14 protein-coding genes are annotated in these 12,984 nt (G+C 70.8%); 8 read left to right on the top strand and 6 right to left on the bottom strand.

The annotated features are described in order from the left end of the window. Positions 1–70: 70 nt before the first annotated feature. A complete protein-coding gene (locus ACWEK3_RS07635; RefSeq protein ID WP_450541457.1) occupies positions 71–991 on the top strand; it encodes a universal stress protein in 921 nt (306 codons plus the stop codon). Positions 992–1,012: 21 nt separating this feature from the next. On the opposite strand, the gene ACWEK3_RS07630 is transcribed toward ACWEK3_RS07635, so the two are convergent. After that, complete coding sequence (locus ACWEK3_RS07630) at positions 1,013–1,546, bottom strand: HIT family protein (RefSeq protein WP_453249173.1); 534 nt, start codon at positions 1,544–1,546, stop codon at positions 1,013–1,015. Positions 1,547–1,771: 225 nt separating this feature from the next. Here ACWEK3_RS07630 and ACWEK3_RS07625 point away from each other — a divergent pair, with 225 nt between their 5' ends. Beyond that, positions 1,772–2,209, top strand: a complete 438-nt coding sequence (locus ACWEK3_RS07625; RefSeq protein ID WP_450541461.1) for a glutaredoxin domain-containing protein — start codon at positions 1,772–1,774, stop codon at positions 2,207–2,209. A 15-nt stretch (positions 2,210–2,224) separates the two neighbouring features. On the opposite strand, the gene ACWEK3_RS07620 is transcribed toward ACWEK3_RS07625, so the two are convergent. After that, positions 2,225–2,662 (bottom strand): hypothetical protein, encoded by a 438-nt coding sequence (locus ACWEK3_RS07620; RefSeq protein ID WP_450541463.1) that lies wholly within the window; start codon positions 2,660–2,662, stop codon positions 2,225–2,227. Positions 2,663–2,942: 280 nt separating this feature from the next. Between ACWEK3_RS07620 and ACWEK3_RS07615 the strand changes: the two genes are divergently transcribed. The 3 genes from ACWEK3_RS07615 to ACWEK3_RS07605 all read left to right on the top strand — a co-directional run bounded on the left by ACWEK3_RS07615 (position 2,943) and on the right by ACWEK3_RS07605 (position 6,160). After that, the gene (locus tag ACWEK3_RS07615; protein ID WP_450541465.1) at positions 2,943–3,845 is read left to right on the top strand and encodes a universal stress protein; all 903 of its coding nucleotides are present in this window, start codon (positions 2,943–2,945) and stop codon (positions 3,843–3,845) included. A gap of 288 nt (positions 3,846–4,133) precedes the next feature. Then, positions 4,134–4,796 carry a response regulator transcription factor gene (locus ACWEK3_RS07610; protein WP_450541466.1) on the top strand — a complete coding sequence of 221 codons (663 nt, stop codon included), beginning with the start codon at positions 4,134–4,136 and terminating at the stop codon, positions 4,794–4,796. Next, positions 4,793–6,160 (top strand): sensor histidine kinase, encoded by a 1,368-nt coding sequence (locus tag ACWEK3_RS07605; RefSeq protein ID WP_450541468.1) that lies wholly within the window; start codon positions 4,793–4,795, stop codon positions 6,158–6,160. Before ACWEK3_RS07610 ends, ACWEK3_RS07605 begins: the two co-directional genes overlap by 4 nt. Here the strand turns inward: ACWEK3_RS07605 and ACWEK3_RS07600 are convergent. The 3 genes from ACWEK3_RS07600 to ACWEK3_RS07590 form a co-directional block, all read right to left on the bottom strand. Beyond that, entirely contained in the window at positions 6,141–7,049 is a 909-nt protein-coding gene (locus tag ACWEK3_RS07600; protein WP_450541470.1) for a COG4705 family protein, read from the bottom strand. The two genes, ACWEK3_RS07605 and ACWEK3_RS07600, sit on opposite strands and share 20 nt — an antisense overlap. A 149-nt stretch (positions 7,050–7,198) precedes the next feature. Next, on the bottom strand, positions 7,199–8,026 hold the full coding sequence (locus ACWEK3_RS07595) for a COG4705 family protein (RefSeq protein ID WP_450541471.1): 828 nt from the start codon (positions 8,024–8,026) through the stop codon (positions 7,199–7,201). A 146-nt stretch (positions 8,027–8,172) separates the two neighbouring features. After that, positions 8,173–8,823 (bottom strand): TetR family transcriptional regulator, encoded by a 651-nt coding sequence (locus ACWEK3_RS07590; RefSeq protein ID WP_453249172.1) that lies wholly within the window; start codon positions 8,821–8,823, stop codon positions 8,173–8,175. 165 nt (positions 8,824–8,988) lie between these two features. On the opposite strand from ACWEK3_RS07590, the gene ACWEK3_RS07585 reads away from it, so the two are divergent. Continuing rightward, positions 8,989–9,774: an SDR family NAD(P)-dependent oxidoreductase gene (locus tag ACWEK3_RS07585; protein WP_453249171.1), complete on the top strand. Its 786-nt coding sequence runs from the start codon at positions 8,989–8,991 to the stop codon at positions 9,772–9,774. Between the two features lie 164 nt (positions 9,775–9,938). Beyond that, positions 9,939–10,703, top strand: coding sequence for a glucose 1-dehydrogenase (locus ACWEK3_RS07580; protein ID WP_453249170.1), 765 nt, complete (start codon positions 9,939–9,941; stop codon positions 10,701–10,703). 67 nt (positions 10,704–10,770) lie between these two features. On the opposite strand, the gene ACWEK3_RS07575 is transcribed toward ACWEK3_RS07580, so the two are convergent. Then, positions 10,771–11,640, bottom strand: coding sequence for an AraC family transcriptional regulator (locus ACWEK3_RS07575; RefSeq protein ID WP_450541478.1), 870 nt, complete (start codon positions 11,638–11,640; stop codon positions 10,771–10,773). A gap of 225 nt (positions 11,641–11,865) precedes the next feature. Between ACWEK3_RS07575 and ACWEK3_RS07570 the strand changes: the two genes are divergently transcribed. Continuing rightward, on the top strand, positions 11,866–12,795 hold the full coding sequence (locus ACWEK3_RS07570; RefSeq protein ID WP_453249169.1) for a sigma-70 family RNA polymerase sigma factor: 930 nt from the start codon (positions 11,866–11,868) through the stop codon (positions 12,793–12,795). Positions 12,796–12,984 lie beyond the last annotated feature (189 nt).

Here is a 12,984-nt window from a genome sequence, read left to right as displayed (position 1 = left end):
CGGCTCCGCTGAAGGACTACGGCCCCTGCCTGGCAGAACTCCCTGAACACGACACTGGAAGGTGGAGATCATGTCCCGCACCATCACCGTGGGTCTCGACGGCTCGCCCGAGAGCCGCGCCGCCGCCGAGTGGGCGGCCCGCGAAGCGCAACTGCGCGGACTGCCGGTGAAGCTCCTCCAGGTGTGGGAGCCGGTACCGGAACCCATGGCCCTGGCGCAGTTGCTGGGTGCCGACACCCACCAGCACTGGACCGAGAGGGTGCTGCGCGAAGCCGCCGAAGAGCTCCGGTCGCGTCATCCCGGCGTCGAGGTGACCACCGAACACGTCACAGGAAAGCCCGCCGAGGCCCTCGCCCGTGCGGCGGGGGACGCCGAGCTGCTCGTCCTCGGCTCGCGCGGCCTGGGCGGGATCCGCGGCTTCCTGGTCGGCTCGGTCGGGCTCGCGGCGGTGGCGTCCACCGAACGGCCCGTCGTCCTGGTCCGCGCCGACGAGCAGACCACCGGGGAGCAGGCCACCGACGAGCCCGAGACGGACGTGGCCGGAACACCGTCCACCGCGGCCGCCGTCCGCCCCGTCGTGCTCGGACTCGATGTCGCCGGCCCCGACGAGGCGCTGCTCGCGTTCGCCTTCGACGCCGCCGCGCGCCGGAACGTGCCGCTGCACGTCGTGCACGGCTGGAACCCGCCGCCCTACTACGCCTACGGCATGGGCCTGGAACCCGCGGTCGAGCGGGAGATGGCGAAGGCTGACGCCGCCGCCGTGACCGAGGTGCTGCGCCCCTGGCGGCAGAAGTTCCCCGGTGTGGAGGTCGTCGAGCAGCCCCACTTCGGCAGCCCCTCGCTCCTCCTGATCGAGGCCTCGCGCGAGGCCTCCCTGGTCGTCGTCGGCCGGCGTATCCGCCGGGCCACCTTCGGCGCCCGCCTCGGCCCCGTGATCCACGCGGTCCTGCACCATGCCGCCGCCCCCGTCGCCGTAGTGGCCCACGACTGACGCTCACCTCGACCGGCGTGGTCACACGCTTCCGGGTGCCTCCGGCACGCGGAGCACGCCCCGGGCGGCAATGGCCGCCCGGAGGCGCGCGGCCGTTTCGGCCGCCTCCTGCGAGGACACGGGCAGGACCCCGTTCTCGGTCATCAGGGCGTGGAACTGCTGCAGCTCGTACGGGACACCGGCCGGCAGGGCGGCGATGTGCCAGTGGAGGTGGGCGTTGCCCCGTTGACTGCCGAGGGAGTAGAGGTACGTCCGCTCGGACCGGCAGACGCTCTCCACGGCCAGGGCGACCTCGCGAACGACCCGCATGAGCCGAAGGTAGGCCGCTTCGTCCAGGTCGCGGACGACGTGCTCGACGTGTGCCTTCGGCGCGACGAGCACCTTCCCCGGCACGGTGGGCCACCGGTCGAGGAACGCCACATGGTCCTGGTCCTCGAAGACCGTCTCGTGCCCGTAGCCCGGATCCCCGGCCAGGAACGAGCACACGAAGCACGGCCCGTTTCGCGTGCGGGCCGAGTAGGCGTCAAGGTCCATGGACTGCCGCTCGGTTGACACCTGCACTCCTCTCTGTCGCGATATTCGTTCGCGGTGCGTCGCGGTCATGGCTGGCGTCTCGCGCTCGTTGACCTCTGCCGACGGGTGCCGGCTGGTGGGGGACACGCGTTGTTCTGGGCACGCCGCCTCGGCAGTCCAAGGTGACCGAGTCCGGCTTGGTGAGTGGGTCCGCGGGTGGTCGTGCAGTGCGAGGAGCGTTTCGGTGCATCGGTAGCCTGTGTCATCATGACGCGCGCGTGGATTCTGCCGATGTTGTTCGTGCTCTGCGGCTCGGTCATCGCGACTGAGATGATCTTCCAGGGGCGTTTTGGCGCAGCCGCAGCACTCCTGGTGGTGTTCGTGCTGCTCGCAGGCGTGAACTCGCCTCTGGTCTTCCCACGGTCGATCGGTGCTCTGGAGGCACAGCACCGCAGCGCGGTCGACGGTCGGCCGATCGTCTTCTGGCGGTCGGGCTGTCAGTACTGTCTGCGACTGCGCATCCGGTTGGGCCGTAGCGCCCACCAGATGTATTGGGTCGACATCTGGCGTGACCCGGCTGGAGCGGCAGTGGTGAGAGCAGCCAACGACGGCAATGAGACCGTGCCGACTGTCGTCGTGGCGGGCCGACCGTACACCAACCCCGATCCTGCATGGGTGCGCGAACAGCTCTCTGCTTCCGCGTGATCAGGCGCGGCAATCTCACGGCACGATGGCGACCGGGCACCCGGCCTCGCGCAGCAGGGACTGCAGGGCGTCCGGGCCCATACCGGTGCCGCGTCCCACGACCAACAGTGCGGCGCCCTCAGCATGGTGGGCCAAGCACTCGGTGGGGCTGAGGAGCAGGACGTCCTCGAAGGGCAACTCGGCGGCGCAGGAGGGCAGTCCCCAGGAGCGCACGGCGTGCAGCCGCACATCCCATAGTCGTGCGTCGTCGAAGGCGAAGTCGACGGCCTGCCCCACCGGGTGACGGGCGTTCACCCCAAGTGTGGTGAGATCGTCCGGTACCAGCACCACCGGGCAGGCGGACGTTGTTACAAGGGCCAGCTGTGCTGGGCCGGCGGTGTCGTCCTCCGCCGTGGACAGGCCCAGCGTGAGCATCGCCGCGGCGCTCAGGTCGCCGGGCGGTGAGCCGGACACCACCTCGCGGCAGACCGCGCAGCGACGCCTCGCGCGTCGCCCGGTCGACGGCCGCACGACCGCGGCCCGTCCCGTTGGCGCAGGTGATGATGACACGGTTCACGACGATCCGCCTCTCGGGCACAGGGGCAACCCGGCCTCACGCTTCCTGTCGTTCCGCCCCTTCAGGACGGCTTAGGGGCCGAATGGGCCTGGGGGAGTCCTTGCGGCCCATATCCACCGAGTGATCGTGGGAAGACACTGACAGTAACGAGCAGATCGAGCGCCGGAGGTGCGCACCATGCTGTCGCCTGTCATCGTCGGAGTGGACGGATCTGCCGAGAGTCTCGCCGCCGTCGAGTGGGCCGCCCGTGAGGCGGTGCGCCGCGACCGTCCGCTGCGACTGGTGCATGCCAGGAACTGGACCCGTAGTCACACGGAGAGCGAATCCGCGAACGCCGCGCAGCGGCATGTGGCGCGTCGCACCTTGCGGCAGGCCGAGGAGCACATCCGTGGCTCGGTACCTGACGTGCGCCTCACCGACGAGCAGGTCGAGGGCCCGGCGACCGCGGCCTTGCTGAAGGCCACCGAGCAGGCCGAACTGCTGGTGCTGGGCTCACGGGGCCTCAGCGGCTTCACGGGAGTCCTCGTCGGCTCGGTCGCCCAGGGGGTGGTCGCCACGGCCCCGCGTCCCGTGGTGCTCGTGCGGGCGGGGGAGGAGGCCGAGGACGAGCACGTCCCGGCCGACGACGGCAGCCCGTCCACCCGCACCGGCTTCCGCGACGTGGTGCTCGGCATCGACCTCGCCGACGCCTGCGACGAGGTGATCGAGTTCGCGTTCGAGGCGGCCCGCCTCCGGCACGCCCGGCTGCGTGTCGTGTATGCCTGGCAGTCGCCTTCCGCGATCAGCCTCGGCCCTGGGGACATCGGTCTGATCAACGATCCCGCGCAGGCCGAGGAGTGGCGGAACTTCCTGTCCACCCTGCTGAGGGTGTGGCGTGACAAGTACCCCGGCACCGAAGTCCTGGAGACCGTTGTGGAGGGCAAGGCCTCCACCGTGCTGGTGCGGGCCGCTTCCGCGGCGAGCCTCCTCGTCGTCGGCCGCCGCCTGTCCGAGCGGCCGACGGTTCCGCGCATCGGCCCCGTCACCCATGCCGCCGTCCATCACGTCCGTTGCCCGCTGGCCGTCGTACCCCATGAGTGAGAACAGGCAGTAGCCGATCACGATCGGTGTCCTGCCGGCCACTCTGGAAGGCGCCCGCCCGGCCCTGCCCGGCGGGCTGCGCCGTGCCTAGGCGTCCCACTGTCACGCTGTTACTGTGCGAGCCCCCCCTCGGGGGGCCCTGCCCTGCATCCTCGACACCAGCGACCGGCGCCGTCACGACGTCGACGCGCTCCGTGACCACGGGTGGCCTCCAGAGGCCTTGCCGCCCCTCGTCGTCTACAGTGCGGTAGACCGTCTACGAGAAAGGGCACCGGAGAACGGAGGAGCATGCGCCGCAAGATCCTGATCGTCGAAGACGACCACGCCCTGCGTGACGTCCTGCGCCGCAGCCTGTCCGACGAGGACTTCGACCCCGTCTGCGCCGCCGACGGCGCCATGGCTCTGCGTCTGGTCTCGGAGGACGTCTCCGCCGCCGTCCTCGACATCGGGCTGCCCGACGCGGACGGCCGGGATGTGTGCCAGGCGATGCGCGCCAACGGGTTCCGCGCCCCGATCGTCTTCCTCACCGCCCGGCACCAGCTCACCGACCGGCTGGCCGGGTTCTCCGCCGGAGGCGACGACTACCTGCCCAAACCGTTCCACCTCGCCGAGCTCGTCGCCCGGCTGCGAGCGGCACTCAAGCGTGCCGGGCCGCCGCCCGCCGCCACGGCCGGAGAGCTGGTCCTGGACGCGGTCGAGCACAGCGTGACCGTGCGCGGCGCCGACGTCGCGATGTCCCCGACCGAGTTCCGCCTGCTGGCCGCCCTGGCCGCCGCGGACGGAAGCATCGTCCGCCGTCGTGACCTGGTCCGGGCGGCCTGGCCGGCGGGCGCACAGGTCAGCGACAACACCCTGGACCAGTACCTGACCCGGTTGCGGCGCAAGCTGCGGACGGCCGGCAGCGGTCTGACCATCGGTACGGCCCGCGGGATCGGACACCGGCTGTCATGACACGGCTGCTGCGCCGTCTGGCTCCGCGCACGCTGCGCGGCCGGCTCTCGCTCGTGGCCCTGACCACCGCCGCGCTCCTGATGACCGTCCTGACCGTGGCCTTCAACGCGGCGACGAGCCGGCACCTGCAGCATCAGGCGGACGACGAGTTGCGGACCCGGGCCGCCGCCGTCGCCACGACCGTCGACACCAGCGGCCCCCGGGTACGCGTCGTGGAAACCGCCAACGACCAACTGCTCGACACGAACGTCTGGATCTACGCCGGGACACGGCTGCTCGAACAGCCGCCCGCGACCACGGCCCACAGCACCCTGACCAGAGCCGCCGTACACCTCGCCGCCGTGGGAAGGCGCGCCTGCGAGACCGTCCCCGCCGAGAACGTCCGGCTGTGCTCCCAGCCCGTAACCGGCCGCCACGCCGCCGCCATGGTGGTCACCGCGCTGAACCTCGCCCCCTACCGGAGTTCGGCCGACACCCTGCTGCTGGCGTCACTGACCCTGGACGCCGTCATGCTCGCGTGCACCTACGCGCTGACGCGCCTGGCCGTCGGCAGAGCGCTGCGTCCGGTGGGCACGATGACCGACCAGGCCACCCAGTGGAGCGCCGTCGCCTCCGACGACCGCTTCGGCGTCGTGGAACGGCCCGCCGAGCTCGCCCGGCTCGGTGCCTCGCTGGACGCGCTGCTGGACCGCATACGCGCGGTGCTGCGTCACGAGCGACAGCTCACCGCTGAGCTGTCCCACGAACTGCGCACCCCGCTCAGCCGCATCATCATCGAGCTCGACTGGTGGCGGTCCCGGCCGCGCTCGGCCGCCGAGACCCGAGCCACCCATGAGGTGATAGACGAGGCTGCGCAGTCGATGCGCACCATCTGCGACACCCTGCTGAACGAGGCCCGCGAAAACGCCGTGCATCCCTCGGAGGTCCCCGGCACCGTGGAGGTCGTGCCCGCTCTGCGGGGCCTGATCCAGCAGCTCCGAACGCCGCCGGGCGTGAGGGCCACCGTCGAGGCGGCTGATCCGGACCTCAAGGCCGGGATCGCGCCCGCACTGCTGGAGCGGATCGTCAGTCCGCTGCTGGCCAATGCCGCTCGGTACGCGCACGCCGGCGTGACCGTCGTCGTGCGTCGCGGACCCACGGCCGTACGCATCGACGTCGTCGACGACGGCCCCGGCGTACCCGCGACCTTCGCGGCCGAGCTCTTCCAGCCCGGACGGCGGGCCGACCGTACCGACGGACACGACGGCGCGGGACTGGGACTGCCGCTGGCCCGGCGCCTTGCCCGTGCCGTCGGCGGTGAGGTGTCCCACGATCCCGAATACGCGCCCGGGGCGCGGTTCACCGTCAGCGTGCCGGCCGGCTGACCGCTTCCGCCTCGGGCGCCGAGGCGGTGGTCCTGCGCTCGCGCACCTGGGCGTAGGCCATCAGGCCGAACAGGATGGCCAGCAGCACCGCCGACGAACCCGCCGTGCCCAGGTCCAGGCCGCCCTTGGCGACCGGCTTGGTGAGGAAGTCCCCAGCGGTGGCGCCCAGCGGGCGGGTGAGGACGAACGCGATCCAGAACAGAAGCACGTTCGGCACCACGGGCACCTTCATCAGCGCCACCAGGACGGCCAGGGCGCCGGTGACGAGCAGCGCGCCACCGGCGTAGCCGAGTCCGGAGCTGTCCGAGAGGAAGTCGCCCATCGAGGTGCCGAGCGTGTTGGAGACGAGGATCGCCGACCAGAACAACGCCTCACCGCGAAAGGTGACGATGTCGCGGATCTGGAACGTCATCCCGGACAGCTTCCAGACGGCGAAGATGACCAGCAGGACCGAGATGAGGATCGCGGCGCCCGCCGGGTATCCGAGCCCGAGGCCCTGCGGGCCCCAGCCGAGCGACGTGGCACCGTCCGAAAGGTACTTCGCGCTGGCGTCGCGGTTCATGAAGTCGGACATCGTGGTGCCGGCCATGCTGGTCGACAGGATCACGGTCCAGTAGAAGAACGGGTTGTAGCGGCGTGATCCCAGCTGGACGACCAGGGTCACCACGAAGACCAGGAACAGGGCGATCGTGGTGAGGAAGTAGCCCAGCTTCAGGGTCTGCGCGAAGAGGTCCCCGGCCGTCTCCCCCAGGGTGGTCGCCGCGATCTTCATGATCCAGAACGCGAGGGTGACCTCGGGCAGTTTCTTCATCACCGACTTCGCCGTACCGGCCGCCGGGCGGTGCGTGCCCGCGACGTCGAGATCGGTGAGGACTTCGGGTCGCTCCATGATCCCATGCTCCTGTCCGTCCAACAGCGGGGCGCCCGTGCCGCAGGGACGAGCGCCTTGTCAGGGTGAGCCGACCGCGAGGAAACCGCCGGCACCCCACGATGGCAGGAACATCATGAAAACAACCTGAACGCCCCACTATGTCGCTTTCAGGTGGTCGTCTGTCGCGCATTTCCGTCCGGCTCGATCACGTCCCTGCGCGTCGCCGACAGGTAGACCACCAGACCGAGGATGACCAGCAGGAAGAGCGCACTGGTCACGACGGTGCCGAGTCCGAGACCGCCGTCCGCGCTCGGCTGGGAGAGGTAGTCGCCGATCGAGGCACCCAGCGGACGGGTCAGGATGTAAGCGATCCAGAAACTCCACACGGCGTTCAGGCCGAGCGCGAAGTGAGCCACGGCGACCGCGGCGATCGCGAGGGCGAACAGCACTGCGGAGAGCCAGTAGCCGAGATCCATCCGCTCCGAGACGAGGTCGCCGGCGGAGGTGCCGAGGGCGAAGGTGAAGAGCACGGCCAGCCAGTAGAAGGACTCACGGCTCGGGGTGTCGACGTGGTGGATGGACAGGGTCCGCTCACGTCGGTACCAGACGGCGAACACGACCGCGAGCGCGACGGCGAACACCGTGGTGCTCGTCTCCAGCGGCACTCCCATGTTGTCGGTGAGGTTGTCGCTGATCAGCGTGCCGACGACGCTGATCAGGGCCACGGCGAGCCAGTACACGCCGGCGCGGTAGGCGCGGGTGCGGAACTGCACCACCAGCACCACGGCCAGCAGGGCGCTCATCAGAACCGATACACCGGTCAGGCCGAGGCCGGCCTTCTCGTTCAGCAGGTCCGCCGCGGTCTCGCCGACCGTCGTGCACAGCACCTTGATGATCCAGAAGTAGACGGTGACTTCGGGCACCTTGTTCCAGCGCATCCGGTGGCCGAGGCCGACCGCCGGTGCCGCAGTGGTTTCGCAGGCTTCGTAGGGCATGAGGCCAGACCGTGCCACCGAGTCCCTGAACGCTTCCTTTACGCGCCGCGCCGGGGCTTGCGGTCGTGGCCTTGTTCACGACCGGGGCACGAGTGCCGCGGCGGTCGCGGTTGCCGAGGCCTCACCGCCGGCCAGGCACGGACTCGCTATTGAGCGTCCTCGTCACCGGACCCCAACGATCCTGCCGTGTAGCCGAATCGACGCAGGCACCGGACCGCGAGGTCGGCGGGGGAGCCGGGTCCCTCGACTCCGGCCTCCGAGCCCGCCCATGTCTCCAGGGCGATCCGGATCGCGTCGGTGGCGGCGGCCGCGGTGAGCCGTACCTCCAGGTCCTCGACGTGCCCGCCCGAGAGCCGGGCGATCACCGGGACGAGCCGCTCCTCGGATTCCTGGTTGACCCGGTACCAGACCGCCCGCAGCGCGGGGTCCTCGGCCGCGGCCCGCAGGAGCCCACGCGTGCGCAGCATCGACCGGGCGGCCTCCTCGTCCGGCGGGAGCAGCACCTGCTCGACGGCGGACTTCAGCGCCCGGGGGAGTGGCGTCCCCGGCTCCGTGGCCTCCAGGAGCGCCCGCCAGCGGTCGCCGCCGATCGCGAGCAGCGGGGTCACGGCGTCCTCCTTGGAGCGGAAATACCGGTAGAAGGTCCGCAGCGCGATCCCCGCGCGCCGAGCGATCTCCTCGGCCGTCGTGCCCTGAGGGCCTCGCGTGGCGAACAGCTCCATCGCCGCGTGCGCGATCTCGAGCTGCGTAGCGGCCTTGCGGCGCTCGGTCAAGGAGGGGGAGGCATGAGTGCTCACCGCACAAGGATACGGCCCGCGGCACGTTTTTGGCACGTATTGACGTAGTGGCAAAACGTGCCACCCAGGCGTAACGTGTAGGTCGATCGAGGACGCCGAAGGCGAGAGAGAGCCGGCGTCACAGGGCCCTGGCCGGACACCCGCAGGGCCGGTTTGGAGAAACAGATGAACCGCTACGAAGGCCGTCGAGTCCTGATCACCGGTGGTGGCTCGGGCATCGGCCAGGCCACGGTGCTGCGCATCCTCGCGGAGGGTGGCTCCGTCGTGGCCGCGGACGTCAGCGAGCGGGGTCTGAACGACACCGCCGAGAAGGCCGGCGCCCACGCGGACCGCCTCACGACGCTCGTCATCGACATATCCGACGAGGCCTCGGTACGCGCCGGGGTCGCCGCCGCCGTCACCGCGCTGGGCGGTCTGGACGTGCTGGTCAACGCGGCCGGGATCCTGCGCTCCTCGCACACCCACGAGACGAGCCTCGAGGACTTCACCCGCATCCTCCAGGTCAACCTCGTCGGCACCTTCCTCATGATCCGCGAGTCCATCCCGGCGCTGCTGGAGGGCCGGGGTGCGGCGGTCGTCAACTTCAGTTCGACCTCCGCGATGTTCGCGCACCCCTACATGGCCGCGTATGCGGCGAGCAAGGGCGGCATCCAGTCCATGACGCACGCGCTGGCCAGCGAGTACGCGAAGCAGGGCATCCGCTTCACCGCCGTCCAGCCCGGTTCCATCTCCTCCGGCATGACCGACGGCAGCGGCGCCAGCAAGCAGAGCGCGGGACCGGGGCTGCCCGAGGACGCCGACATGAGCCTGTTCATGAAGCTTTCCCCCGCGCTCGGTCAAGGTTTCGCCGGCCCGGAGACGGTGGCGTCCGTGGTCGCGCTGCTCGGCTCCGACGACGGCAGCTTCATCACCGGCACCGAGGTCCGCATCGACGGCGGCACCCACTTCTGAGACAGGCCCCGGCGGCGGCTCGGGCCGCGACCGAGGACGGACGGTTGCGGCACCCGAGGACGGCGCCGTCCGCCGCCGATCTCACGGAGGCCGCGGCGCCTTCCGCCGCGGCCCCGTTCACCGACGCCCACACCGCATGGATGACGACAACGAAGGAGCGCATCATGAACGACCTGACCGGCAAGAGCGTGATCATCACCGGCGGAGCCCGCGGCCTCGGGGCCGAAGCGGCCCGTCAGGCGATCGCGGCCGGAGCCAATGTGGTGATCACCGATGTGCTGGACGACGAAGGCAAGGCCACCGCCGCGGAACTCGGTGCCAGCGCCCGCTTCCTGCACCACGACGTCACCTCTGAGGAGGACTGGCAGCGGGTCGCCGACTTCACGGTCGCCGAGTTCGGCGGGATACACGGCCTTGTCAACAACGCCGGAATCTCGACCGGCCAGCTTCTCGAGGCCGAGTCCGTGGAGCACTTCCGCAAGGTGCTCGACATCAACCTCACCGGTGTCTTCATCGGCATGAAGACCGTGATCCCCGCGATGAAGGAGAGCGGTAGCGGTTCGATCGTCAACATCTCCTCCGCCGCGGGCCTGATGGGCCTCGCGCTGACGGCCGGTTACGGCGCCTCCAAGTGGGGCGTGCGGGGACTGACGAAGATCGGCGCGGTGGAACTCGGCACGGCCCGAATCCGGGTGAACTCGGTGCACCCCGGCATGACCTACACCCCGATGACCGCATCCGTCGGTATCGAGCTGGGTGAGGGCAAGTACCCGAACACGCCCATGGGCCGCGTCGGCGAGCCGTCCGAGATCGCGGGCGCCGTGGTGTTTCTCCTCTCGGACGCCGCGTCCTACGTCACGGGCGCGGAGCTGGCGGTGGACGGCGGCTGGACCACCGGACCGACCGTCAAGTACGTCACGGGGCAGTGAGGACCACTGTCGACTGGACGTACCACTCCATGGTGCGGCCGCCGCCCGTACTAAAGGGAGAGCTCCGTCAGCCCGGTTCGACGGGCAGCCACAGCTCGCAGGTCGCCGTGCTGAAGTCGTCCGCGCGCTCCAGGACCGTGACGATCGAGGGACCTGGCCGCAGACGCCACGGGTTGGACGGAAACCAATCCGTCGCGGTCGCGGCCCAGGTCGTCTGGAGCGTCTGCGGATACGGTCCGGAGCTGCGGAAGATCGCCCACATGCCGGCCGGTACCTCGATGGCGTCGAGATCGTCGGGGGCCGGCGTGTCCCGGGAGACGGCGACCCCGTGCAGGTAGGTCAGTTCGCTGCCCTCCGCGCTGTCGGGGGCGAGGTCGTCGCAGACTTGGAGCAGGCCCCCCGGCTCGGTCTCACTGAGGGCCTTCAGCCGGAGATGCTCCTGCGGCGGCAGTGCGGTGATGTGCTGCTGGATGTGCGGGTTGACGCCCTGGTGGATGAGCGGAACGCGGGCGGCGTGTCCGACCAGCCGGAACGCGGGGTGGTCGACGAGTCGGGTGTCCATGGGGATGGTCCCTTCGACGGTCAGGCGGAACCTGAGTTGCGGTTGAGTGCGCAGGGGGCCTCCTTCGCGGCGCACGTCACGGGGGGCGGCGCCGTGGACCGCCCGGAAGGCGCGTCCGAACGCCTCGGTCGAGCCGTATCCGTGCCGGACGGCGATGCTCAGCAGATCGTCCTCGCCCCGGACGACGTCGGCGGCGGCGACGGTCATACGGCGCCGGCGCACGTACTCCGACAGCGGCATGCCGGCCAACGACGAGAACATCCGGCGCAGGTGGTACTCGGTCGTGCCGCGTGTCCTGGCCAGCCCGTCCACGTCGAGCTCCTCGGCGAGGTGCTCCTCCACAAGATCGACAAGTTGGTTCAGTGCCGAGATCACGAGGCCCCCTTTCGACGTCAACCCTGGCAGAAGCACTCCGGCCGCACCCGACCGCTGCGATCCGATCCGATCAGGCACCCGGACGGGAGCGGAGCTGACGCACGCTCATACCGCCGGGCGAGCGCGGCCGTCTCGGGCACGTCACAGTTTCCGGTCCTCGGGCGTCACATGGGTGGGCTCCGGCCCGCCGGACAACCGAGGCACCCGTGGGGAGAGTGTGACCCGATGCACGAACACGATTGGCTGGCCGCGCGATTCGAGACCGACCGCCCCCGCCTGCGCGCGGTGGCGTACCGGATGCTCGGCTCGTCGGCCGAGGCGGACGACGCCGTCCAGGAGACCTGGCTCCGGGCCAGCCGCTCGGACGCCGCCGCGGTGGAGAACATGAGCGGCTGGCTGACCACCATCGTGGCCCGCGTGTCGCTGAACATGCTCCAGTCCCGCAAGTCACGCCGCGAGGAACTGGTGGACGCCCCCGAGACCGGCGGCTCGCCCCACCTGGACACACCGGTCGACCCGGAACGGGAGGCGCTGCTCGCCGAGTCGGTCGGCACCGCCATGCTCCTCATCCTCGACACGCTCACGCCCGCACAGCGGCTGGCGTTCGTGCTGCACGACATGTTCGCGGTGCCCTTCGAGGAGATCGCGCCGATCGTGGACCGTACTCCGGCCGCTGCCCGCCAACTGGCCAGCCGGGCCCGCCGCCGCTTCCAGCGGCAGGGCGTCGACCCGGGCGCAACGGGCGCAGGCCCGAAGGCCGGGCCGGCACAGGACGGGAGCGCCGACACCCACCAGGCCGGCAAGGCCGATCTCATCCACGCTTTCCTCACCGCTTCCCGCGAGGGCGACTTCGAGGCGCTGCTGGCCATGCTCGCCCCGGACATCGCGCTCCGCTCCGACCGGACGGTCGTGCGGATGGGCGCAGCCACGGGGAGGCACGCGGCAGCGGAGATCCGCGGCTCCGACGCCGTCGCCCGCGCCTTCGCCAAGCTCTCCTGGGACCCGGTGCCCGCCCTCGTCGACGGCTCCGCCGCACTGGCCTACGCCCCGGACGGCGTGCCGCGGGCCGTGTACTGCTTCGGCGTCGCCGACAACCTGATCACCGGCATCGACGTACGGGCCGACCTCACCGGCCTCGACATCGTCTTGTGCTGAACCGCCGCGGCACGTCGCCCGGCCGCGGGGAGGGGGCGGTCCACAGCGGCCCGCCCCCGCGGCGGGTCAGCCGCTCGGGTGCCGCCGCGGACAGTTGCCAGGTGGCCGTGCGGGAGTTCGTCGCCGACGGCGCTGTCCGGGCCATGGCGGACGGCCCGTCACATCCGGCAGCCGCGGCCTGTCATACGG

The sequence above is a fragment of the Streptomyces sp. NPDC004721 genome (assembly GCF_053601495.1).
The sequence above is the reverse complement of the archived record's forward strand: the minus strand, read 5'-3'. Positions and strand labels throughout refer to the sequence as shown.